This window comes from Flavisolibacter ginsenosidimutans (assembly GCF_007970805.1).
Lineage (GTDB): Bacteria > Bacteroidota > Bacteroidia > Chitinophagales > Chitinophagaceae > Flavisolibacter > Flavisolibacter ginsenosidimutans.
Genome location: NZ_CP042433.1, coordinates 1,841,819 through 1,865,490, shown reverse-complemented (window position 1 = coordinate 1,865,490; position 23,672 = coordinate 1,841,819). Strand labels below are relative to the sequence as shown.

Genomic DNA, 23,672 nt, shown 5'->3' with positions numbered 1-23,672 from the left:
TTCCCAAATTTACTACCACCGTGCCACAATCTTAAAATTAATCAGCCGCGGCGTTAACCGGTTTGGCAGCGTGAACGTGTTGTTCGCAAAATCTTTTATCAGCAAATACGAAATGGTGTTGGGCCGGTCAATTAAATTGAACACCTCAAAACTGGCCCAGATGTTTTCAACGTTGCGGAAAGGCGAATGGCTGCGCCGGTTTGTTTTTTCTCCGTCCAGCAACAAGGCGCTGAAGCCAATGTCCACCCGCATGTACGGTTCAATGCGCAGGGCGTTACGATAACGAACGGAACCCGGAATGTTGTACGGTAAATTGGTGCCGTAAAGTGCGTTGATGTAAACCTTGAAATTTTTGTTTGTGGCGAGATAATCCTGAAAGAACATACCAAAGGTTATCGTTCTGTCCGTAGGCCGGCGAAACCAACCACCTTCCACACGGCTGCTGTCCGTAATCTTTCCCAGGGAATCAATCGTGTACTTCGTGTAAAAATCACCGGCGATGTTTTCTCTTGTGCGCATAAAACTCAGGCTTACCCAGCTTTCTGCGTCTTTCACCAGTTCGCCGAACAGCCGCATTTCCAAACCTGCCGCATAAGCCTTTGCATTGTTCTCGCCAAAATAGCGGATGCGAACGTTGTCAATGTCGTAAGGCACTACGTTGGTCATATACTTGTAATAGGCTTCGGTAGTTAATCGTAGCGGACGGTCAAAGCCGATGAAGTTGTAATCCAAACCAACCACGCCCTGCCAACTGCGTTGCGCTTTCAACGCGGTATTTAGACTGCCGTCGTAACGTCGTAATTCGCGGTAAAAAGGCGGTTGGTCATACGCACCAATCGCTGTTCGAAACAGGATGTCTTTTTTCCAATCGGGTTTCCACGAAAGGGCCGCACGCGGCGAAATCAACAGCTCGTTGTTCAAATCGTTGTAGTTGAAGCGCAGGCCGCCTTGCACCGTGTAAGTCGTTTTTCCTTTTTTGAAAGCGATGTTGTCCTGAACGTAACCGGAGAATTTGTTTACGTCAAGACTAACGGTTGATTTAATCACATCGTTCATCTGCAACAGTGAAGGATTGTAAGGCAATGAGTAGCCCGCCGAATCTTCATATTGCCATTCGTTCAGCTTGTCGGCAGTTTTTGTTTTGTCGTAACCAAGGCCCCATTGAACCACATGAGCCGCTTTGTTCCATTGGCCTTTGTGCGAAAAATTATAATCAACAATATTCAACCGGTCGCGAACAAAGTTTTGATAAAGGCCGGCGCCCAATGGATTTACAATCAGGCCAAAGGTTGAAGAAGATTTGTCAAAATCGCGGTCGCCAAAAAGATAAGCGCCGGCAATGTCAATGTTCTCGCTTTCATCGTTTTCAAAACGCGAAGCGAGCCATTTTAATTTTAGGTTTTTCGATGCCTGGTAAGTTGTGGAAAGCCCCAACATGCCGGTGCTGTATTGGTCGCGTTCGTGGCCGTCGAAGTAAATGTCAACACCAAGGTTGGCGGTGAAAAACGGCGAAAAAACCGAGGATGTTAACTGGCTCGATTGCGGCGTCAAGGCAAATTTTGTCGTTGATAAATTACCCAGTAGCTCCGCACTCCACTTCTTGTTTATCTGATAGGTAAGCAGTGCTTGTAAATCCGCAGAAGAAGGCACGTAAGATCCTTGCGTTTCCTGCCGCGACAAAAGATTCCGGTTGCTGCGGTTGCGCATACCAATTAAGTAAGTAAACTTTTTTGATGCGCCTTCAAGATGAAGACCTTGCTCTAAAAGACTTACATAAGCCGAGCCGCCGAATTTTTTTGGCGTATTGTATTGAATGTCGAGCACACTGCTCATCTTGTCGCCGTAACGAGCCGCAAAGCCGCCATTGTAAAAAGAAATATTTTTTACCAGTTCAGGATTGATAAAACTTAAGCCTTCCTGTTGGCCGCTGCGCACGAGGTAAGGGCGAAAAATTTCAAAGTCATTTACGTAAATGAGGTTCTCATCATAGCTGCCGCCGCGAACGTTGTATTGCGAGGTGAGTTCGTTGTTGCTTCCGACAAAAACTTTCAGCAATCCTTCCACGCCCATCACCGGCGAGGGAAGATTGATGATTGATTTCGGATTGGGACGTATCAATCCAACTTCGGTTCGTTCGCGGCTGTCTTTTATGATCACTTCTTCCAAACGGCCTTCACCGGCTTCCATGCGAACCGTAATCTTTTCTTCCTCGCCTTCGTTCAGCAAAAAATTTTGTTGCACCGGTTTATAGCCGCTGTGCGAGAAGATGAGCGCAAAAGCCCTGTTGATGGGTGCTTTAATTGAAAAAGTTCCCGAATCGGATGAGTGAATCCCTTTTTGTTGCCCAAGAATTTCAATGGAAACGCCGCTCAGCCGCGCCTCGTTTTCGTCAATAATTTTTCCGCTAACGGTGGCGAATTTTTTTTGTGCAAACGAAAAAAAGCAGGCGAACAAAAGCGCGGCGGAAAAGGAAAGGCGAAGGCTCTTCACAAAGCAGAATTTGGGACAAAATAAACACGATTTGTCTAAACACGAATTAGAAGACAAATTGCACGAATTCCGGCTGGCTTTATTTCTTCACTCTTCCGATGCGCAGGAAAAGAGGAAAGCGAAACGCTCTTTCTTCTTCGTTCTGCCAAACTTCTATCAGTTGTTTTTCAAAAGCAGGCAAGGGCGAGGCGCCGTGTTGCTTAACGTAGTTCTGCAGCGCCGACCAGGTGGACAAATAGCCAAGCAAGTCTTCTTTTGTCCATTGCTTTATTATTTCGAAATCTTTCGATGGCAGCGAGAAAAAATCAAAAGCCACGGTCTTGTAAGAAGCCTCAACGTGCCGCCGCTCTTTGTTCCAGTAAGCATAGATCGTTTTGTAATAGTAATCATGAATCAGTTGGTTGACATTTTTGTCTTCGCACAAAACAATGTTGTAAGCCCACACAGCCACCACGCAATCGTTTTTGCCAACTCTTGAGGCTTCGTTGTAAAAGGCATTCCAATCTAACCAGTGGTAAGCCGTGGCTACGGTAATCAAATCAAAGCTGTCATCAGCAAAGGGTGTTTTTTCCGCCGGGCAAATTTGATAATGAATGTTTTCTTTCTTAACCGCGTTTTTTAATTGCGCTTCGCTGATGTCCGTCGCTTCTACGGTTTGAAAATAATGAGCCAAAACGCTTGCGGCTTGCCCGTTGCCGGTGGCACAATCCCAAACGCAATTTTTTTCTTTCACGAATTGTAGGATGTAGTCAAACAAATCTTGCGGATACGTAGGACGATACTTTGCGTAGGCATCGGCTTGTGAAGAAAAAAGATCCTTGGCCATTACAATTGTTTCAACTGCTGAATGGTTTGAATTGGATTTGCCGATGCAAAAACGGTGTTGCCGGCCACCAACACATCAGCGCCAGCATCAACGATTGACTTTGCGTTTTGCAGCGTTACGCCGCCGTCAATTTCAATCCGCACGTCAAGCTTGCGTTCGTCAATCATCCCGCGGAGTTCTTTAATTTTTTCCAGCGTGTGCGGAATAAATTTCTGTGCACCAAAACCAGGATTCACGCTCATCAAAAGAACTGTGTCAAGCTCGTGCAAAATATCTTTCAACAAAAAAACCGGCGTGTGCGGATTCAATGCAACGCCGGCTTTCATGCCGAGGCTTTTTATCTGCTGAACGTTGCGGTGCAAGTGCGGGCAGGCTTCAATGTGAACGGTCAGTTGATCGGCTCCGGCAGCGGCAAACTCTTCTGCGTATTTCTCCGGTTCCAGAATCATCAGGTGCACGTCGCAAAATTTTTTTGTGGCCGTTCTGATTTGTTTGATGATGGACATACCGAAAGAAATGTTGGGCACAAAGCGGCCGTCCATAACGTCAAGGTGAAACCAATCGGCTTCGCTGTCATTCAGCATTTTACAGGCTTCGCCAAGGCGTAAAAAATCAGCGGTTAAAACGGAGGGAGCGATCAGTGGCATGGGCAAATGTAGAGAAAGATGAGGGATGGCGGACGACTGCCGGGTTGGCCGTTGAACGTTGATCGTTGTTCGTCTCTTCGCCCAACAATCAACGGCCAATTATAATTTATCCGCAGCTTCTTTTGCGTCGGTCAGCGTTTTATCGAGAGAATAGGCACGTTGGTAATTTGCTTTTGCGTCGGCTTTGTTTCCCATCGCTTCCTGCGTTTTGGCAATCCAGAAATAAAACATGGGTTCAGCGGGAGAAATTTTTTGCCCGATAGCAAAAGTTTTTAAAGCCGCATCGTACTGCTTTTGGCGAAAGAGCAAACGGCCTCTGTCAATTTGCGCATCCAAAAAATGAAGGTTAGCGGCAATGGCCGCATCGTAATTCTTCAACGCTTCTTTCTCGTTGTTGACGCGGGAAAAATAATCGGCTTTTGTATAATAAGCTTTTTCAAATTCCGGTGTTCTCGCTTTAATAAGCGAATCGGTCAGACGCAAAACTTTGGCGTTCCCGGCCTCGGCATAAGCGTAAGCAAGATCATAAGCAAGCGCAGGATCGGAAGGCACAAGGGCGTATCTTTTTTCCAGCGCGGACAGCGATTGGTTCACACTATCCCTTGCCTGCGGCTTTGTTGCCTGCATTTGCGGCGCAACGCTTTTGTTTACGCTGTCCGCAGTTGGCGTTTTTGTTTGTTGAGAAGATTGTTCGTCATCACCACACGAGACCAAAAAAGAAACGGCAGCAAGAAAAAGAAAGATTCGGAGCATGTTTCAAAACTATAACACGAACGGCTGGCGAAAAGAAAAAGCTCCGAAGAAAAAGGTATTGCCTGGCTATTTTTACATCTCTTTAAACCTCATCAACTTTTTTGTATGCGAAGCCTGTTTGTGTCAGCCGTTTTTGCCTGCATCTTTTTATTATCGTTTACCGCTCCTGAGGTTCGTCAACAAGAAAGAATTGTTAGAAAAGACACGGTTCAATATCCTGAGGAAAGGCATTTCAAAGACGTGCAGCAACTCACGTTTGGCGGCGACAATGCCGAAGCCTACTGGAGCTTCGACGGCAAGAGCCTCGTGTTTCAGCGTACATCGGCAAAAGACGGCTTGCCTTGCGACCAAATCTTTTACGGCAAGCTGCCGAAAGCGGGAGAGAAGTTCACCTACAAAATGATTAGCTCGGGCAAGGGCCGCACCACTTGTTCCTTCTTTACCAAAGACGGCAAGCACATTATTTATGCCTCCACGTTTGAAGGCGGTGAGGCTTGCCCGCCTATGCCCAACCGTAGCAAATACGGCAACAAATACATCTGGCCTGTTTACAGCAGTTTTGACATTTACATGGCCGATCTCAACGGAAAAATTGTAAAGAAGCTGACGAACACACCGGGCTACGATGCCGAAGCCACGCTTTCACCCGACGGCAAGAAAATGTTGTTTACGTCCTTGCGCAACGGCGATTTGGATTTGTACGTGATGGACTTAAAAACGGAGAAAGGAACGCAAATTACCAACACGCTTGGCTATGATGGCGGCGCTTGGTTTAGTGCCGATGGAAAGAAAATTATTTGGCGGGCCAGCCGTCCAAAAACCGAAACCGAAATAAAAGAATACAAAGATTTGCTTGCGGAAAATTTGGTGGCGCCAACGCAAATGGAAGTTTTTGTTGCCGACGCGGACGGTAGCAATGTCAAACAAATCACGCATTACGGACAGGCCAACTGGGCGCCGAATTTTTTAAAGGACGGCCGTATTATTTTTTGCAGCAACCACGAATACGGCCGCGGTTTTCCCTTCAACATGTATTTGTTGAACGAAGATGGAACGGGACTCGAAAAAATCAGTCATGATAATAGTTTTGATGCCTTTCCCATGTTCAGTCCCGATGGCAAAAAGATTTTGTTTTGCAGCAATCGCAACAACGGTGGCGGCCACGATACGAATGTGTTTGTAGCGGATTGGGTGGACTAACAGCCCATCCCAACATTCTTTTCTGATTATGGGAGACGGTGCTGAAGCCCTTCCCGGTGGGAAGGGTGATAAAGCCTCTCAAAGCAAAAAATGAATTTGATGCTTTCTGAGAAATTGAAATAAAACACAAACGTAAAAAAGCAAGGCCTGTGCGCTGATGGCCTTCCCACCGGCAAGGTCGGGATGGGCCGTCTACATTGTAACGTCTTCAATAAAATAATATTCCGGTTCCTTTCCGGGTAATTGCGTGATGGAAAGAACGTCGAGGCGAAAGTCGTCGTATTGTTTGTGAATGAATAAAAACTGCTCGACGCCGCGCAGAAGAATTCGAATTTTCTGGCGGTTTACGGCGGCTTCGGGATGACCGCCGTAGGTTGACGTGCGGTATTTCACTTCTACAAAATGCAGCTTGTTGTCTTTCATCGCCACCAGGTCAATCTCTTCGTGTCCGCCGCAGCGCCAGTTTCGGTGAAGAATGGAATAACCGTTTTGTACGAGGTAGTCTTCTGCCAACCGCTCACCCGCTTTGCCGATTTCCAAATGTGTGGCCATCGTTTATCTTTAGCCCAATTTACCAAAATCTGCTATCAATGAAAAGCATGTACAAACTTAGAGGCGTGGTGCAACCGTACAGTTGGGGCGGCACTGATTTTATCCCGCAACTTTTAAATATTATCAACCACGATAAAAAACCTTTCGCGGAATACTGGCTTGGTGCGCATCCAAATGCCCCGGCTATTTTAGACGAAACGAACACTTCGCTTCATCAATTCATCGCAAGTCACCCAAAAGAAACCTTGGGAGAAAATGTTGCGGTCAAATTTGGTTCGCTGCCTTACCTGTTTAAGATACTCGACGTGAAACAGATGCTTTCCATTCAGGTGCATCCGTCGAAGGCTGTAGCCGAAGAAGAATTTGAAAAAGAGAATAAAAAAGGCATTGCGCTAAACGCATCCAATCGCAATTACAAAGACAAAAATCACAAGCCGGAGTTAATGGTTGCGCTAAGCGATTTTTGGCTGCTGCACGGTTTCAAACCTGAAGTGGAATTAAAAGAAACTCTAAACGGCGTAGAAGAACTTCGGCCTTTGTTGCCCGTATTTGAACAGCGTGGCTACAAAGGCTTATACGGCGACGTGATGACGATGCCGCAAGAAAAAGTGGATGAAGTGCTTCGACCGTTGGTACAAAAAATCCTTCCGCTTTACGAATCGGGTGAACTGCAAAAAACTTCGGAAGATTTTTGGGCGGCCCGCGCCGTGCTTACTTTCTGCAAGAATGATTCGTACGACAGAGGCATCTTCTCCATTTATTTTTTTAACCTGTTGCATTTATCCGAAGGCGAAGCCATTTACCAGGCCGCCGGTTTGCCGCACGCTTACCTGGAAGGACAAAACGTAGAAGTAATGGCCAACTCCGACAACGTTTTGCGGGCAGGCTTAACCGATAAACACGTGGATGTACCCGAACTGATGAAGCACGTGAAGTTTGAAGCCACGCATCCGAAAATCATTCGTGCAAGCAATGCGGCCGAACAAGCCTTTGACGCACCGGTGGAAGAGTTTTTTTTAAAAAGATACAAGACGGGAAACGTTGTTTCGTTGTCGCCGAAAAACGGGACTGTGCTTTTTGTTTACGAAGGCGAAGCCAAAGCAAAGGCAAACGAAGATGCAGTAGAATTAAAAAGGGGAGAAGCCTTGTTTCTTCCTCCGGGCAATAAAATTTCTGTATCAGCATTAAGCGGTGAACTTACCTTTTACACCGTTGCCGCGGCGCTGGATAAAAAGTAAAAAACACTACCGCATTCTTGCTTATTTTTGACGCCTTAATTTGATTCACCATGAAAGGAAACAAATCGCTTTTGCTCACGTTTGGCTTGTTGATTTTAGCGGCTTCGCTGTACAGGGTTTGGCCCGGAAGGCCGTATGGTTTTGCGCCGCAAATGGCGATGGCTTTATTTGGCGGTGCGGTGACAAAAGACAGACGTTTGGCTTTTTTGCTTCCCTTGCTTTCGATGGTTCTTTCCGATGTGCTTTACCAGGTTTTGTACGTTAAAGGCATTACGCAAATACAAGGAGTTTATGATGGTCAGTGGCTGAATTATTTGCTCATTGCCGGCTTAACAGCTTTCGGATTTTTATTAAAGAAAATAACGGTGCTACGTGTGGCTGCATTTTCAATCACCGGCTCAATCATTTTTTTCTTGGCATCCAACTTTGAAGTGTGGGCAGGTGGCGGTGGACTGCAACGTCCTAAAACTTTTGATGGCCTACTGATGTGCTATTACGATGGGCTTGCGTTTTTGCGCGACTACGGTTTAATCAAAGGTTTCTATGGAAATATTTTCCTGGGTGATCTCTTCTTTTGCACGCTTTTGTTCGGAAGCTTTTATCTTCTCCAACGAATGGTTCTTCAACCAAAACGCCAGTTGGCTTAAAATAAGTAACCCCGCAACTGCGGGGTTTTTTTATAGCAGTAAATTGTTTACGTCCATTTCGTAGCCTTCGTCCACTAGCAAATTTTTTCCATCGGCGGCCGTTGTCGCCAGCACGTCGCAGCGGTTGTTGAAAGGATTATCGGCGTGGCCTTTCACCCAAACAAATTTGATGTGGTGGTGCGTGTACAAATTGTAAAAACGCACCCAGAGGTCTTTGTTTTTTTTGCCCTTGGCAAAATTTGTTGCCAGCCATTTGTTTAACCAGCCTTCGTTCAGCGCTTTTACAATGTACTGGCTGTCGGTGTAAAGGGTGATATTCAATCCCGGTTTTTTTAAGGCTTCCAATGCGGCAATCACGCCCATTAATTCCATGCGGTTGTTGGTGGTTTTACGGTAACCGGCGGAAAGTTCTTTCCGTTTATCGCCGTACATTAAAACCGCACCGTAGCCGCCGGGACCGGGATTGCCGCGTGAAGAACCGTCGGTATAAATAGTGATTTGTTGTGTCATTGTCCGGGTAAATATTTCAAGGTGAATTGCATGAGTCGTTTGCATTCGGGCACACGGTAAAGATTGTCAATGGTCATAATCTTTCGCTCCGCAATGATTTGCTTGGAAAGTGTTTGCTTAAAATAACGATATAGTGCCGGTTGCATTTTTGGGGGAACGTTCACTTCCCTGAATTTTATGCGCTGATGTGTTGCCGCACGAATGGCTTTGCTGATCATCTCCGAACAATACATTTCAGCATCCGATGCAAGATTATACACACGATCGAAGTGCGTGTGGAAAGCCTTGTATTTTTCAATTTCAATAAGAACCGAATCTTTTTCGGAAGGCGTAAAATTATAGCGGTACAGCGCACAGGAGAGATTCTTGCCTGGGTTCAGGAAGGAATCTATCGGCGTGTACTGAATGCCGTCTCTATCAACTTCATCTGGTGTAATGTGTGCGATTACTTTTTTGCCATTTTTTTCTATCACAAGGCCCGCATGAGAATAGGATTGGTCTGCCTCATTGAGAAATTTTATTTGGTAGCTTAACAAGTCATCGCCTAAACGCACAACCAGGTCGCCGGTAGCAGCAACGGCTTTTAAACTGTCAAGATTTTTCTGCACTTGCATCTCACGCGAAACAACAAGCGGCACTTCGGAAGTTTTTTGCTTACACGCACTCCCAAACAGAATGGTTGCAAATGCAAAGACTGTCAGTTTCTTCATGATAAATCCGGCCTCGAAGTAAAATAAAAAAGCCGTCGCGATGAACGACGGCTCCTAAAAGTTTTTGCCAATTATTGGTGAACGAAAGCAAGGCTGTCAATGCCCACAACAGAAGGGAAATTTGCAGCGGTAGAACCACCGAACACGCCTGCATCGGTGCCCAGGTAACGAAACGCAAACCGTGCATTGGTGACGCCAGCTGCGGGCAAATTGGCGATAGTCAACGTGTACCGTGTCCAGGCTCTTGGATAGCCGGGAACTGCGGGAGTATTGCCGGCCGGGTCGTTTCGAATGTAAGCTGGATTAATATCAAGGAGGAGCGAATCGAAATTGCCCGTAGATGCCGGCGAACTGCCCACATCGGTGCCGCCTTTAAGAAAGTTAGCTCTTACCTGCATCCTGTCGCGAGCATAATCCGGGTAATTGGCATCGTTGATAGCACGGGTATAGAAAATAATTTTATCGCCATTTTTCATGGGCAGCGATGGGGAAATAAGCCAGGCGCTAATGTCGCCACGGCCACCGATACCGTTTGCATCGTTCACACAAGATGCATCGCAACTCACAAAATCATTGGGACTTTTGCTGGCGTTGTAAGCGGGAAAACCAATGAACGGTTCCGGCGCTAAGAATTTGAATTGCATTACTGATGCGGCTTCGTAACGTCCCTGTCTCCAGCCGTTTTGACCAATCGGGTTGCTGTTGTTTTTAAAAACCCATCCTTTCGAACTTAAATCACCTACGTTGTCGAATTGTTCAACAAATGATGCTGAAGAAACTGCGGGTGTGCTTGGCGTTGCAGGTGCCACGTAATCTTTCTCGCAGGAAAGAAGCAGAAGCGTCAGGCTTGCCAAGCCTGTTGCGGCTGCCAGAAAAGAAAACTTATAGTTCATTGAATTCTTTTTAAGATTAATGCGACGCACTTTGATACGAAACTTTGTCAATGGCAACACCCGTTGCCAGGCCGTTGTAACCGCCGTTTTCTACAAAATAGCGGAAAGCGAAGCGTCCCTTTGTTGGACCGTTCAGGCCAAAGACCGTGGCTTCAAAGCGCGTCCAGTTTCCCGGGTAGGCTTGTGCAGAATAGAGTGCAGGATCGGTGTGGTATTCAATGTAGTTTGGATTGATGTCGAGAAGAACGGTATTGAAATTACCCACATCAAGCCCTTTGCCAACAACAATGTCGGTGCTTGTGGTGTTGATGGAAACCTGCAGGCGGTTGGCATAGTCGGTGCTGTCGGTTGCGCTTGCAGGAATCACCCACCCTTTCGTATAAAAGACAATTTTATCGCCGTTTTGCAGGGTTAATGCCGGCGAGATAAGCCAGTTGCTGATAACGCCTTGGTCGGCCGAAGTAGAAGTATAATCGGCACCGATAAAACCAGCGTAAGTACCCGCCGAGGAATAAGGCGCAAACCAGGGTGGAATGCCGCCGCCTTGTTGCCAAATGCCGCTGCCCAACGGCACAGAGGTATTGGCCAATTGCCAGCCTCTTGCCAAAGCCGATGAAACCGTATCAAATTCTTCGGAGAAGGACTGGTTCGGGACCGGCGGCGGAACGGTTAAGTATTCGTCGTTGCGACAGGATTGAAGTAAAAATGTCAAACCAAAAGAGGCGAGAAGCAGCAGAAGAGATCCTTTTCTCATAAAAAAATCAGTTAGGATTTCAGTGCATGAAAATAGGAAAAATAGAAACAAGGTTGAGGGTTGAAAGCCGGAGGTTTTGAGTTTTCTTTTTTACTGAAACCTCTAACTTCCAACCCCAATCTTAAACCTGAAACACGCCGGTTTTAAATTCCTGCATCTGCGGCTGATGGTTGGCTGCGGCTAAACCTTCTGAAATAACCTTTCGCGTATCAACGGGATCAATGATGTCATCTACCCAAAGCCTTGCGGCCGCATAATACGGCAATGTTTGTTTTTCGTAACGGCTCTTGATCTCGTTCAGCAAACGCGATTCGTCTTCGGGGGTAATGGTTTGGCCTTTTGCCTTCAATGCGGCCACTTGAATTTGCAACAACGTTTTGGCCGCTTGTTCGCCGCCCATCACGGCAATTTTTGCCGTAGGCCAGGCATAAATAAAACGCGGATCATAAGCCTTGCCACACATGGCGTAATTGCCCGCGCCGTAACTGTTGCCTACAATAATTGTAATCTTTGGCACCACCGAATTGGCTACCGCATTTACCAACTTCGCACCGTCTTTAATAATGCCGGCTTGCTCGCTGCGGCTGCCCACCATAAAGCCGGTAACGTCCTGCAAAAACACCAACGGAATTTTCTTTTGATTGCAGTTTAAAATAAAGCGAGCTGCTTTGTCGGCGCTGTCGTTGTAAATCACGCCGCCCATTTGCATTTCGCCTTTTTTACTCTTCACAATTTTTCGTTGGTTGGCAACAATGCCTACGGCCCAACCGTCAATGCGGGCATAGCCGCACACAATGGTTTTGCCGTAGTCTTCTTTGTATTGATCGAGAGAACCTTCATCTACGATGCAATCAATCAGGTCAACAACGTCATAGCCTTTTGCTGCCTGGAAAACATCATAAATTTCTTTCGCTTTTCGTAATGGTTCTTTTGATTCGATTCGGTCAAAACCGGCTTCGCTCTTTTTGCCCAGTTTATCCATAATCTTTTTTACTTGGTCAAGGCAATCTTCTTCGGTTTTGAATTTGTAATCGGCAATGCCGGAAATTTCGGTATGCGTTACAGCGCCGCCGAGCGTTTCGGTGTCCACGTCTTCGCCAATGGCAGCTTTAACTAAATAAGGACCGGCCAGAAAAATGGAGCCTTGTGCTTCCACCATCAGGGTTTCGTCGCTCATGATGGGCAAGTAAGCGCCGCCGGCCACGCAGGCACCCATTACGGCAGCAATTTGTACAATGCCTTTGGCGCTCATTTGTGCGTTGTTGTAAAAGATGCGGCCAAAATGTTCTTTGTCCGGAAAGATTTCATCCTGCATGGGCAGAAACACACCGGCGCTATCAACCAGATAAATAACGGGCAAATTATTTTGCATTGAAATCTCTTGCAAGCGCAAATTCTTTTTGCCCGTGATGGGAAACCAGGCACCCGCTTTTACGGTTTGATCGTTGGCTACAATCACACACTGGCGGCCGCTGACATAACCCACGCCGGCTACCGTTCCGCCCGCTGGACAACTCCCTTGCTCTTCGTACATTTCCCAACCGGCAAAGGCGCCAATTTCAATGAAAGTGGAATTTTGATCAATGAGATAAGCAATGCGTTCGCGGGCCGTGAGCTTTCCTTTTTCTTTTTGTTTGGCAGTTGCTTTTTTGCCGCCGCCTTCGAAGATTTTTTGCAATCGCTTGTTTCGTTCGTTCACCAGCGCATCCATGCCGGTGGGTTTCATTTGTTCATTCGCAATCATGCGGCCAAAGATAGCCGCTGATTGCGGGGATTTTAAAATGCAAGGTTCAGGCTGCTTTTCCAAAAAAACCTTGTTCTGGCTGAGAGCTCTTCCTTAATTTTATCGAATGCCCTTAACCCTGATACAGCAGCCTGTGGCGCAGGTTGTAAAAAAAGAAACAGCCGTCGCTCACCAGGAAACAGAAGATGTTTTGCTACCCGCACTTCAATCCATACATTCTTTGCACGATTATGCAAAAATTTTAAAAGCCTTTTACGGGTTCTTCTATCCATTGGAAGAATGCATTCGCAAACACGTCACCGGATCTTTGCTGGCTGATATTGACAAAAGGCGAAATGCGCTCCTGGTAAGAAAAGATATGGCGGCTGTAGGCTTTGCCGGTGAATTGCCTTTGTGCACGTCGTTGCCGCAAATTGTAAACGAATCACAAGCTTTCGGTGCGCTTTACGTATTAGAAGGTTCCACATTGGGCGGTCATATGATTGCCAAAATGCTTTTGAAGAATCCCCGTGTAGAAATCCCTGCTGACGGACTTAATTTTTTTAAGGGCTACAAAGAGGAAACGGGAAAAATGTGGACGATATTTTTAGCAGAATTAAACAAGCAGCAAAACACCGAAGCCGTTGTGCATACAGCCAACGAAACATTTTATCACCTGAAAAAATGGATGAAGGAAGTTCTGACCTATGACGCAACAAATTAATCACGACGCCGAGTTTTGCGGCCGCGTACCGCTCAATCAAACTAATCTTATTCAACCTCACGGCGTGTTGCTGGTGGTGAACGCAGCCGACAATAGTATTTTACAGGCAAGCGAAAACGCCGAAGAAATTTTCGGTTTTTCGGCGCGGGATATGATTTCAAAAAAACTGACTGATTTTCCTTTTTCATCAGCATACGAAAACCTGCTGCGTCAATTGAATGAAAACCCTTCCGACAATATTTTGGCAAGGCTCCAGTTTGAAAGTGGCCCTCACATAACAAAGCTGCATCGGAAAGGCGCTTTCGTCATTCTCGAAATCGAAAAACAAAAAAACGGCGTTCAGGAACCCTCTTCTATCAGCCCTTACGAACACGTGAAAACCTTTATGGCAGCCGTAGAAGCTGCGGCTACAACGGAGGAAACCTGTGCCCTTGCCGCCACTGAATTAAAGAAAGTTTCCGGCTTTGACAAAGTGATGATTTACCGCTTTGACGAAGCTTGGAACGGCGACGTTATTGCCGAAGCAAAAGAGCCGGGAATGGACAGCTATCTCGGTTTAAAGTTCCCGGCGTCCGATATTCCAAAGCAGGCAAGAGAGCTATACAAAAAAACTCCGTATCGCCTTATTCCGAACGTGGATTACGAGCCGGTGAAATTGTACCCGGTGCTGAATCCGCGTACCAATGCCTTTACCGACCTTTCGGACAGCAGCCTGCGGAGCGTGGCCGGCGTTCATCTTGAATACCTGCGGAACATGAACGTTGTTGCCTCCATGAGCACACGTATTTTGAAAGACGGTGAATTGTGGGGGCTCATTGCCTGTCATCACAGAACGCCAAATTATCTTTCGTATGAAATGCGTTCGGTCTTTGAATTGCTCTCGCTTGTTATCAGCACAAAAATTGGCGCGGTGCAAACAAAAGATTTGCTGGCCTATGAACTGTCGAGGCAAGAGCAACTGGTAAATCTTGTGCAAAAAACCTACCGGCAGGAGGATCCAAAGCAACTCTTGCAAACGCTGCTTGAAGCAGACGGAATTGCCGTTGTTGAGAACAACAAGATTGAAACAGGCGGGCTTACGCCTACCGCTAACGAGATTAACGATTTGGTGATTTGGTTGGGCTCGCCCGAAGAAAAAAAGCTGCTGCACCAATCCAATCTTTCTGCCGTGTATGAGCCTGCGGAAGCATACGCAGAAAAGGCAAGCGGTTTGCTTGCGCTTCCACTGGAAGGAGGCGAAGGCCGTTTTATCTTAGCGTTTCGCCGTGAAGCTGTTCGCAATGTTGATTGGGGCGGCAATCCTTCCGAGGCAGTTCAATTTGAAAGCGATAGAAAAAAATACCATCCGAGAGCCTCGTTCAAGCAATGGCAGCAGACCGTTCGGCACACGGCTTTTCCCTGGAGTAAAGAATTGTTGCGAACAGCGGAGGAAGTGCAAAATCTTTTTTCAACCTACCGGCAAAAAAGCGGTGTTTAACATTTATCCTTAATCTAAAGCAGTATTTACCCGTGTTAACTTCATCTGAAAAGAGGCACAAAACATCGCCGCTTATTGAAACAGACCAATATATTGTTGCCATTGGTGCTTCAGCCGGTGGACTTGAGGCTATCCAAGAATTTTTCGATAACATGCCGTCTAACGGCAATCTTTCCTTCGTTATCATTCAACATCTTTCCGCTGATTATAAAAGCTTGCTGGTTGAAATTATTTCCAAGCATACACACATGAAGGTGCAGGAAGCGGCACACAACGCCCCGGTTGAAAAAAGTTGCGTGTACGTTATTCCTAACGCCAAGCTGCTCACCATTAGAGGTGGCTTGTTACAGCTTACGGAGAAGAAGGTAGAAAAAGCGCCCAACACAGCCATTGATTTTTTCCTGAAATCGCTTGCCGAAGACCAGGGCGCAAAGGCCATTGCCGTTGTTTTGTCGGGCACGGGCAGCGATGGCTCGAAAGGAATTGAAATGATTCAGGCTGCGGGTGGCATGGTGCTGGTGCAGGACCCTATTACCGCCAAGTTCGACGGCATGCCCAACAGCGCCATTGCATCGGGCTATGCTGATTACATTCTGGCTCCCGAGCTGATGCCCGAAGAAATTTTCAACTACATTAAAGAACGCCCCATCCGCATTGCCGGCGATGGCAAGCCCGATGAAACCTATCTGCCCGAAATTTTAAAGTTTGTAGAAAAAAGTTGCCAATACGATTTTGCCAACTACAAAACGCCCACGATTCTTCGCCGGATTGGCCGGCGCATGACGCAAATGGGATACAAAAAGTTCAGCGAGTACCTGAACTTTTTGCGTTCCTCATCAGAGGAGTGCAAACTGTTGGGAAAAGAATTTTTGATTGGCGTAACCAAATTTTTTCGCGACAAAACAGCCTTTGATATTTTGCGCGACGAGGTGTTGACCGAAATGATTCATGCAAAGGCCGACGGAGAAATGCTGAAGATTTGGGTAACGGCTTGCAGCACCGGTGAAGAAGCCTACAGCATCGCTATCCTTGCTGATGATCTTTTGCAACGCATGGGGCGAAACCTCGAAGTAAAAATCTTTGCGACCGATATTGACCTGGATGCAATTGAATTCGCGTCAAAAGGACAATACCCGGCTTCGTCCATTGCAGAAATGGAAAGCCACCTGGCGCGGCGTTACTTTGTTCAGCAGGACGGGCAGGTTGTCATTCATCCGCAATTGCGCAAGCAAATCGTGTTTGCCCGCCACAACATTTTAAAAGACCCGCCCTTCATAAAAAATGATTTGATCACCTGCCGCAACATGCTGATTTACATGAACAGCATTTTGCAGCGGCGTGTTTTTTCCACTCTGCAATTTTCGCTGAACACCGGGGGCCACCTGTTTTTAGGGCCAAGCGAAATTCCGGCTTCCGTTCGCGACGGCTTGCAGGAAATAAACGGAAAGTGGAAAATTTACCGGAAAATTTCGGCCGATAACCGGTACAATCCCGAACGGTTTCCCTCAACGCAAGCTTTTAAAAAAGGTGTGGAAACAAGGCATGTGCCGGGCCGCGAAAACCCGGTAGCCAAGGAGTTGGCCGAGGATTTTAAAAAATTGCTGACCGAAGAATACGGCTTTGCCGCGGTTTACGTGGACAAAAACTTTGACGTAAAAGAAGCTGTTGGTGATTTTAAAAAATATCTTTCGCTGCCCGAAAAAGGCATCAGCCTGCAACTGCTGAAAATGGTGCGGCCCGAAATTTCCGCTTCGCTAAACGCAGCACTGCGGAAAGTAGTAAAGGAAGGTTGCAAGGCAAGCGTCAACAACGTTCGCCTGCGCGGCAGCGAAGACGAAAAAGGCGTAAACATTTTTATAAAGCCTGCAACAAAAGAAGGGTTGTTTCTCGTCGGTTTTTCGGAAGGATTCGAAAACCTTTCGCGGGCCGCCAGCCATCTTTTGCCGGAACACGCAACCGAATCGGCTGCCTATGTAGCCGAACTGGAAGACGAGTTAAAAGAAACAAGGGCCAATTTGCAAATGGCCATTGAAAGCCTCGAAACCGCCAACGAAGAACTGCAAAGTAGCAACGAAGAGTTGCTTTCGGCCAACGAAGAATTGCAAAGCTCAAACGAAGAACTGCAATCCCTGAATGAGGAATTGCATACGCTCAACACAGAGCACCAGTTGCGCATCAAAGAACTCATTGAGCTGAACGACGACCTGAATAATTATTTCCGCAGCACGGAGATAGCGCAGGTTTTTGTGGACGCTAACCTTCGCATCCGCAAATTCAACCCAGCTGCCGTACAGATGATCAACCTGATAGAAACGGATATTGGACGGCCCATCGAGCACATTTCCACAAACATTAAAGATGACAATCTTTACAAAGACATATTGCAGGTATTGAAGGAAGAAAAAGTGCGGGAAAAAGAAGTAGTGCTTTCCGACGGCCGCATTAGCCTCATGCGTATTTTGCCTTACCTGCGCCAAGACAAGCAAGTGGACGGCGTGGTGATTTCTTTTATTGACATCTCGGACCTCAAGGAGATGGACAACATCATCAAAGCTGTATTTAACGCATCGCCAAACGTCATCATTGCCTTGAAGGTTTTGAAAGAAGACAGGAAAACAACCTTGCAATTTCTTACTGGCAATAAGGCCGCGGATGAATTGACCGGCAAGTCTTTGGATGAAAAGCGCGGCTACCCGGTTCACGATGTTTTTTCCGATTCGTTGAAAGGCTTGCCGTTTGCGCAACTTCTCGACGTTGTCGCTAACGACAGCACCTTGCAAACCGAAGTTTTTTTAGACACAAACGAGGGGAACCAATGGTTTCAGTTGATGGCGTCCAAAATGGGCAAAGAGGGTGTGGTAATGACGCTAACCAACGTGCACGAAAAGAAAATGGCCGAAGACAAGTTCCGGAGAAGCTATCACGAATTGCTCAAATCAAAAGAAGCTTACCGCAATCTTAACGTTCAGCTTGAAGAAAAAGTAACCGAACGAACCTTTGCGTTGTCGCAAAGCGAAGAGCGGTTCCGGCTTATTGCCAATGCTACTACCGATGCGGTTTGGGATTGGGACTTGGTGAATAACCACATCTGGTGGAGTGAATCGTTTTATACCCGTTTTGGCTTTAAAAAAGAAGATACGGTTAACAACAGCGGATTTTGGCTGGCGCGACTTCATCCTGATGACATGGAAAGAGTAAACGCCAATCTGCAGGAAGCCATCAACAACGGCGAGAAGGATTGGAAAGAACGTTTTCGTTTTCAGAAAGCCGACGGCAGCTATGCCACCATTCAAAACCGCGGCGCTGTGTTGTCGGATGCACAGGGCATGCCTTACCGCATGGTGGGCGCCATGATGGACATAACCGAATCGGTTAAAGCTGCGCTGCTGCTTCAGGAAAAAAACGAGGCCTTGCAAAGCGCAATGGACGAATTCAAATTCGTAACCGACTTTATGCCCCAACTTGTATGGGCAACAAGGCCTGACGGCTATCATGATTTTTACAACAAAGGCTGGTACGATTATACCGGCTTGTCGTACGAAGAAACAAAGGACAAAGGCTGGTCGTTGGTTTTACACCCCGACGATTATGTACGCACCTGGGCTGCCTGGAAGGAATCTCTGCAAACCGGCAAGCCTTACCAGATTGAATACCGCTTCCGCCGTTATGACGGCGAGTACCGCTGGTTTCTTGGCCGGGCCTTGCCGCTGCGTGACGAGAACGGAAAGATTTTAAAGTGGTTTGGTACCTGTACTGATATCCACGATCAAAAAACCGCCGCCGATGTGCTGGAGCAAAAAGTGCAGGAGCGCACCGCCGAATTGCAAAAGATGAACCTGGAACTGGAAGCAAGCAATGCCGAATTGCTGCAGTTTGCGTCGGTAGCCAGCCATGATTTAAAAGAACCGCTGCGCAAAATTCACCTGTTCGGCAATTTGATTCGGGAACGCTACCTGACAGACAAAGACGAATCGGCGCGGGAATACATGAATCGCATCATTCTTTCCTCGGCCCGCATGACGAGATTGATTAACGACCTGCTCAACTTCACCCGTCTTTCCATGAACAGCGAGACCGAGCTTACGGACTTAACGGTTGTTGTAGAAGAAGTACTCAGCGATCTGGAAGTGGTGATTGAGGAAAAAAGCGCCAAGGTTCACTTTGGCCAATTGCCAAAAATAGAAGCGGTGCCGGGACAAGTACGGCAAGTTTTTCAAAACCTTATCAGCAACGCTCTGAAGTTTAGCAAGCCCGACGTTCGGCCCGAGATAAACATTCGCTTTGATTACGTTGAGGAATGCAGTTTATCAGCGCCTGTCAAACCCGAGGGGCATTTTTGCCGCATCGAAATTGCAGACAACGGCATCGGGTTCGACGACCTGTACGTTGATAAAATTTTCACCATTTTCCAGCGCCTTCATCCCCGCGAAAAATACGAAGGCACAGGGATCGGCTTGGCCATTACACGAAAAATTGTTGAACGGTACAAGGGGCTTGTTCATGCCTTTAGCCAGGAAGGAGAAGGCAGCCGGTTCGTAATTGTTCTGCCGTTAAAGCAGGGCGAAGAGAACTAAGAGGCACTTGCGGAGGTTGTCTTTTGCGCGGTGTTTTCATAGCTGTTAAGGCCGCTACGGTGGTTTGTTATTTGCAAGCTTTCTCTTTGGAAAAATATTCAATAATAAAATTGAAAAAAGATGACTAAGAAAGACTTCACCAGTACTGAAAATAAGGACAGGGAAATGGCCGCTGAGAAAGACTGGCAATCGCACCACGACGAGACAACGCATTACCCGGAAGAAGCCAGCGGTGTTGGCGAGGTGGACGTAAAAAATGCGCATGCCACCGGCGATGGAAGCTTTGGCCGCAATGATGAAAGCATTCCGGATAAAGAAGAAGACCGTCCAAAAGACAACAACACGTATTGATAATTACGCAGCGGGAAAAATTTTTGTTGCTCCTGGCTTTGATAGAAGCCCGTAATCTTTCCGGTATTTGAGCAGCGAAAGCTCCTTCATTTTTGTTTCCAGCACAATGTCAAGGTCATTGCCGTAGGTGTTGATTTCTTCGTGCACCCAATCGGAATGCGCTTCTTTTTTTGCTTCGGGATTTTCGTATTCTTTTCGCGAAGAAGAATAGTGAAACGTTGGCTTTACGCTCCATGTCTTATAAGCTGTATGAAAGGCTTCCTCTTCGCTTTGTGTGCCGGGATGCAGCTTGTGATGGAAATAATCGAAAACGATGGGAATGCCGGTCGTTTCGTGGAGCATCGTCAATTCTTTCACGTTAAAAAGTCCGGGCTTGTCGTCGTTTTCAATTGTGAGTCTTGCCTGTAAATTTTTCGAAAGTTTTTTGAAGTTTTGCGCAAAGCGTTTGAGCGTTTCTTCTTTATCGCCGTAAGCGCCGCCCACGTGAATGTTGATTTTTGCGAGATGCGAAACGGGCAGATTCATCAGGTCAAAAATTTCCGAGTGAATTTCCAAGTCTTTGATTGTATTGTCCAGCGTGGCGCCGCTGCCCGCGAGTTTGTTGAACGGTCCCGGATGACTGCTGATGCGTACCGGCATTTTGCCGCAGGCTTCCAGCACGTCTTTAATTTCACGGTAATGCGGCATCTCCCTCAATTTGTATTCGGAAGCCCACGGAAAGAGTTCCGAGGTTACACGAAATACGCGGACGTCGTTGACCACGTTCCATTCCAATATTTTAAGCAAGGCTTGAACATTGCTCAAAGCGAGTTCCGAGGCGTAAGCGATTCCTTTTTCACCAAACGTTTTTTTGATCATGCCGCGGTTGGTGGTAATGCCATCTTCGGCAAGCGTGAGGTTAATGCAGGCGTATCCTAAATTCATCTCTAATATAACCGTTGAACAAAGGGTTTGTTCAAGCAAAGTGCCACAAAAGTTTTTGTGTAATCTTTTTGCGTGCAAAAAAAAATCCCTACATTTTGTGCCCGAATTGTTTGCGTATGAAATACAGCCCCGTTCAAAACTTTGTGGGCGGCCAGTTTGTGCCGTCCGATACCCGCCGCTTTTTAAACGTTGTTTCACCGCTGGACGGCGAGCAATTGTCAAAGGTTCCCGTGTCTTCCGCCGCTGATTTATCCTTTGCCGTAGCGGCTGCAAAAAATGCATTTCCTGCGTGGTCAAAAACACCGATAAAAGAACGGGTGCAGGTTTTTTTCCGTTACAAATTTTTGTTGGAACAAAACCTGCGTGAGCTGGCAGAACTCGTTCATCAAGAGAACGGCAAAACCATGAGCGAAGCCGTTGCCGAAATCGAAAAATGCATTGAGTTAACGGAATTTGCCTGCTCGCTTCCGCAATTGATTACCGGCGAAGTATTGGAAGTTAGCAAAGGCGTTGAGTGCCGCACTGAACACGTGCCGCTCGGTGTTGTGGCTTCAATTGTTCCCTTCAATTTTCCGAGCATGGTTCCCAACTGGACCATTCCGAACGCCATTGCACTTGGCAATTGCATGATTTTAAAACCGAGTGAAAAGGTTCCCATTAGCGCCGGCCGCATTGCCGAATTATTGAAAGAAGCGGGCTTGCCGGATGGCGTTTTCAACATCGTTCATGGCGATGTGGAAATTGTTGAGGCTATTTGCGATCATCCCGATATTGAAGCCGTGTCCTTTGTTGGTTCAACCAAGATTGCAAAGATCGTTTATCAACGGGCAACGCATAATTACAAACGTTGCCTTGCACTGGGTGGCGCTAAAAATCATTTGATGGTGATGCCTGATGCCATTCCTTCGATGACGGCGCAAAACGTTGCGGCTTCTATGAGCGGTTGTGCCGGACAGCGATGCATGGCCGCATCGGCGATGGTGGCCGTTGGCGAGACGGATCACATCATTCAAAAAATTGTAGAGGAAGCGAAGAAGATGGTGCCCGGTGAAAACCTTGGCGCCGTTATCAACAAAGAGTCGAAAGAACGCATTGAAAAATACATTACCGAGGCGGAGCAACAAGGTGCGAAGGTTTTGCTCGATGGAAGAGGCGCAAAGGTGAACGGCAAAGAAGAAGGCACATACGTTGGCCCAACGGTAATTGATTACGTAAAGCCTGAAATGGCAATTGCCAAAGAAGAAGTTTTTGGTCCGGTTATCAGCATCATGCGCACAAAAACCGTTGACGAAGCCTTAGCCATTGAGAACGCGAATCCTTATGGCAACGCCGCCGCCGTGTTTACGCAAAACGGTGGTGTGGCCCGCTACATCATGGAAAAAGCAAGTGCCGGAATGATTGGCGTAAACGTAGGCGTGCCCGTTCCGCGTGAACCGTTCTCGTTTGGTGGCTGGAACGAAAGCAAGTTTGGTGTCGGAGATATCACGGGAAAAAGTTCGATTGAGTTTTGGACAAAGCTGAAGAAGACAACGGTAAAATGGAACCCGGAAGCGGGAGTGAATTGGATGAGTTGATAATTATGAATTGAGAGTTACGAATGATGAATTTTATGTAACCAGCTTTGGATTTCTATTGAGCTTCCGTTGTATCACTCACTTTTACGTTCAGAACTTTCTTCAGCAAAGAAAAAACCAAAACAATGACCGTTATTCAAAGCATTCAGAACCGCATTTACGAAATCAGGGGTGAGAGAGTGATGCTCGACTTTGATTTGGCTGCACTATATGAAGTGCCTACAAAAGCGTTGAACCAAGCAGTAAAAAGAAACATCAAACGGTTTCCTAAGGACTTCATGTTTCAGCTTACTGCCGCCGAATGGAAGGAGGTGTGGTCACAATCTGCTACCACATCCAGCGAAGCCGGTTCTTTGAGGTCACAAATTGTGACCACGTCTCAATCAAGCAGACGTAGTGACAATACTCCTTACGCATTCACCGAACAAGGCGTAGCCATGCTAAGCGGCATACTTAATTCCGATAAGGCAATCGCCATGAACATCGCCATCATGCGGGCTTTTGTTGAGATTCGAAAAATCCTGCTGTTGCAAAATGATGTTCGGCAACAACTGCAAGAAATAAAAGAAAGGCTTGGCGGGCACGATGCGCAATTGACTGCTATATATGATGCCATGGAAAATTTGCTGGATGAAAAAGCAGCGGAAAGAAAGTGGAACGAGCGACCAAGAATTGGATTTAAACAATCTTAAAATGAAACCGATAGTGAGTTTAAAATTCTTCTTCAGAGTTCTAAGTTTATCAATACTCTTTCCGCTTACTTCTTGCGGGCAAGACTTTAGCGACAGAATCCTACTTGGTAAGGGATATGCAAGGAAATCAGTAAAGGCAACTCTTGGTGACAAAAATTACAAGCCTTTCTATGATACCCTAATAAAAGATAAAGAGACAGCTATTGCCGTTGTTGAACCGATTCTTTTCAAAATTTATGGTAAGAAAACTATTGCTGATGAAAGACCTTATGAATGCTATCTGATTGACGGATTCTGGTTCATCAGTGGTACATTACCGAGAAATTCTGTCGGCGGAACATTCGAAGTAATTTTTGATTCAAAAAATGGGAGAGTACTAAAGATCATTCATGGCAAATAACTTTCAAATTGCT

At 46.6% G+C, this 23,672-nt stretch carries 21 protein-coding genes; 10 read left to right on the top strand and 11 right to left on the bottom strand.

Annotation, left to right across the window (positions count from 1 at the left end; all coding sequences use genetic code 11):
• Positions 1-12: 12 nt before the first annotated feature.
• The 4 genes from FSB75_RS07610 to FSB75_RS07595 all read right to left on the bottom strand — a co-directional run bounded on the left by FSB75_RS07610 (position 13) and on the right by FSB75_RS07595 (position 4,716).
• Complete coding sequence (locus FSB75_RS07610) at positions 13-2,490, bottom strand: TonB-dependent receptor (RefSeq protein ID WP_146785082.1); 2,478 nt, start codon at positions 2,488-2,490, stop codon at positions 13-15.
• A gap of 79 nt (positions 2,491-2,569) precedes the next feature.
• Complete coding sequence (locus FSB75_RS07605) at positions 2,570-3,316, bottom strand: class I SAM-dependent methyltransferase (protein ID WP_146785079.1); 747 nt, start codon at positions 3,314-3,316, stop codon at positions 2,570-2,572.
• Positions 3,316-3,963: a ribulose-phosphate 3-epimerase gene (rpe, locus tag FSB75_RS07600; protein WP_146785075.1), complete on the bottom strand. Its 648-nt coding sequence runs from the start codon at positions 3,961-3,963 to the stop codon at positions 3,316-3,318. The genes FSB75_RS07605 and rpe overlap by 1 nt, the downstream gene beginning before the upstream one ends.
• Before the next feature lie 99 nt (positions 3,964-4,062).
• A complete protein-coding gene (locus FSB75_RS07595; RefSeq protein ID WP_146785072.1) occupies positions 4,063-4,716 on the bottom strand; it encodes a tetratricopeptide repeat protein in 654 nt (217 codons plus the stop codon).
• 105 nt (positions 4,717-4,821) lie between these two features.
• Between FSB75_RS07595 and FSB75_RS07590 the strand changes: the two genes are divergently transcribed.
• Complete coding sequence (locus tag FSB75_RS07590) at positions 4,822-5,916, top strand: TolB family protein (RefSeq protein ID WP_146785068.1); 1,095 nt, start codon at positions 4,822-4,824, stop codon at positions 5,914-5,916.
• A gap of 192 nt (positions 5,917-6,108) precedes the next feature.
• On the opposite strand, the gene FSB75_RS07585 is transcribed toward FSB75_RS07590, so the two are convergent.
• Positions 6,109-6,468, bottom strand: a complete 360-nt coding sequence (locus FSB75_RS07585) for a YraN family protein (protein ID WP_146785065.1) — start codon at positions 6,466-6,468, stop codon at positions 6,109-6,111.
• Positions 6,469-6,506: 38 nt separating this feature from the next.
• Here FSB75_RS07585 and manA point away from each other — a divergent pair, with 38 nt between their 5' ends.
• Together manA and FSB75_RS07575 are read left to right on the top strand one after the other, a co-directional pair.
• The gene (gene manA, locus FSB75_RS07580; protein ID WP_146785062.1) at positions 6,507-7,706 is read left to right on the top strand and encodes a mannose-6-phosphate isomerase, class I; all 1,200 of its coding nucleotides are present in this window, start codon (positions 6,507-6,509) and stop codon (positions 7,704-7,706) included.
• Positions 7,707-7,756: 50 nt separating this feature from the next.
• The gene (locus FSB75_RS07575; RefSeq protein WP_146785059.1) at positions 7,757-8,353 is read left to right on the top strand and encodes a DUF6580 family putative transport protein; all 597 of its coding nucleotides are present in this window, start codon (positions 7,757-7,759) and stop codon (positions 8,351-8,353) included.
• Between the two features lie 30 nt (positions 8,354-8,383).
• Here FSB75_RS07575 and rnhA read toward each other — a convergent pair whose 3' ends face one another.
• The 5 genes from rnhA to FSB75_RS07550 all read right to left on the bottom strand — a co-directional run bounded on the left by rnhA (position 8,384) and on the right by FSB75_RS07550 (position 12,964).
• On the bottom strand, positions 8,384-8,863 hold the full coding sequence (rnhA, locus tag FSB75_RS07570) for a ribonuclease HI (RefSeq protein ID WP_146785056.1): 480 nt from the start codon (positions 8,861-8,863) through the stop codon (positions 8,384-8,386).
• Complete coding sequence (locus FSB75_RS07565; protein ID WP_172623092.1) at positions 8,860-9,501, bottom strand: YiiX/YebB-like N1pC/P60 family cysteine hydrolase; 642 nt, start codon at positions 9,499-9,501, stop codon at positions 8,860-8,862. Before FSB75_RS07565 ends, rnhA begins: the two co-directional genes overlap by 4 nt.
• A gap of 143 nt (positions 9,502-9,644) precedes the next feature.
• Positions 9,645-10,466 carry a choice-of-anchor J domain-containing protein gene (locus tag FSB75_RS07560; protein ID WP_146785050.1) on the bottom strand — a complete coding sequence of 274 codons (822 nt, stop codon included), beginning with the start codon at positions 10,464-10,466 and terminating at the stop codon, positions 9,645-9,647.
• A gap of 16 nt (positions 10,467-10,482) precedes the next feature.
• Positions 10,483-11,220, bottom strand: a complete 738-nt coding sequence (locus FSB75_RS07555) for a choice-of-anchor J domain-containing protein (protein ID WP_146785047.1) — start codon at positions 11,218-11,220, stop codon at positions 10,483-10,485.
• A 121-nt stretch (positions 11,221-11,341) separates the two neighbouring features.
• On the bottom strand, positions 11,342-12,964 hold the full coding sequence (locus tag FSB75_RS07550; protein ID WP_146785044.1) for an acyl-CoA carboxylase subunit beta: 1,623 nt from the start codon (positions 12,962-12,964) through the stop codon (positions 11,342-11,344).
• A gap of 106 nt (positions 12,965-13,070) precedes the next feature.
• On the opposite strand from FSB75_RS07550, the gene FSB75_RS07545 reads away from it, so the two are divergent.
• The 4 genes from FSB75_RS07545 (at position 13,071) to FSB75_RS07530 (ending at position 20,069) form a co-directional block, all read left to right on the top strand.
• On the top strand, positions 13,071-13,667 hold the full coding sequence (locus FSB75_RS07545; protein ID WP_146785041.1) for a biliverdin-producing heme oxygenase: 597 nt from the start codon (positions 13,071-13,073) through the stop codon (positions 13,665-13,667).
• Complete coding sequence (locus tag FSB75_RS07540; RefSeq protein ID WP_146785038.1) at positions 13,651-15,144, top strand: GAF domain-containing protein; 1,494 nt, start codon at positions 13,651-13,653, stop codon at positions 15,142-15,144. Before FSB75_RS07545 ends, FSB75_RS07540 begins: the two co-directional genes overlap by 17 nt.
• Positions 15,145-15,176: 32 nt before the next feature.
• Positions 15,177-19,718: a chemotaxis protein CheB gene (locus tag FSB75_RS07535; RefSeq protein ID WP_146785035.1), complete on the top strand. Its 4,542-nt coding sequence runs from the start codon at positions 15,177-15,179 to the stop codon at positions 19,716-19,718.
• Positions 19,719-19,838: 120 nt separating this feature from the next.
• Entirely contained in the window at positions 19,839-20,069 is a 231-nt protein-coding gene (locus FSB75_RS07530; protein WP_146785032.1) for a hypothetical protein, read from the top strand.
• A gap of 3 nt (positions 20,070-20,072) precedes the next feature.
• On the opposite strand, the gene uvsE is transcribed toward FSB75_RS07530, so the two are convergent.
• Positions 20,073-20,993 (bottom strand): UV DNA damage repair endonuclease UvsE, encoded by a 921-nt coding sequence (uvsE, locus tag FSB75_RS07525; RefSeq protein ID WP_146785028.1) that lies wholly within the window; start codon positions 20,991-20,993, stop codon positions 20,073-20,075.
• Positions 20,994-21,109: 116 nt separating this feature from the next.
• Between uvsE and FSB75_RS07520 the strand changes: the two genes are divergently transcribed.
• From FSB75_RS07520 to FSB75_RS07510, 3 genes are all read left to right on the top strand, one after another.
• On the top strand, positions 21,110-22,567 hold the full coding sequence (locus tag FSB75_RS07520; RefSeq protein ID WP_146785025.1) for a CoA-acylating methylmalonate-semialdehyde dehydrogenase: 1,458 nt from the start codon (positions 21,110-21,112) through the stop codon (positions 22,565-22,567).
• Between the two features lie 125 nt (positions 22,568-22,692).
• Positions 22,693-23,259 (top strand): ORF6N domain-containing protein, encoded by a 567-nt coding sequence (locus tag FSB75_RS07515; protein ID WP_146785021.1) that lies wholly within the window; start codon positions 22,693-22,695, stop codon positions 23,257-23,259.
• A complete protein-coding gene (locus FSB75_RS07510; protein WP_227990836.1) occupies positions 23,198-23,659 on the top strand; it encodes a YbbC/YhhH family protein in 462 nt (153 codons plus the stop codon). Before FSB75_RS07515 ends, FSB75_RS07510 begins: the two co-directional genes overlap by 62 nt.
• Positions 23,660-23,672: the final 13 nt, after the last annotated feature.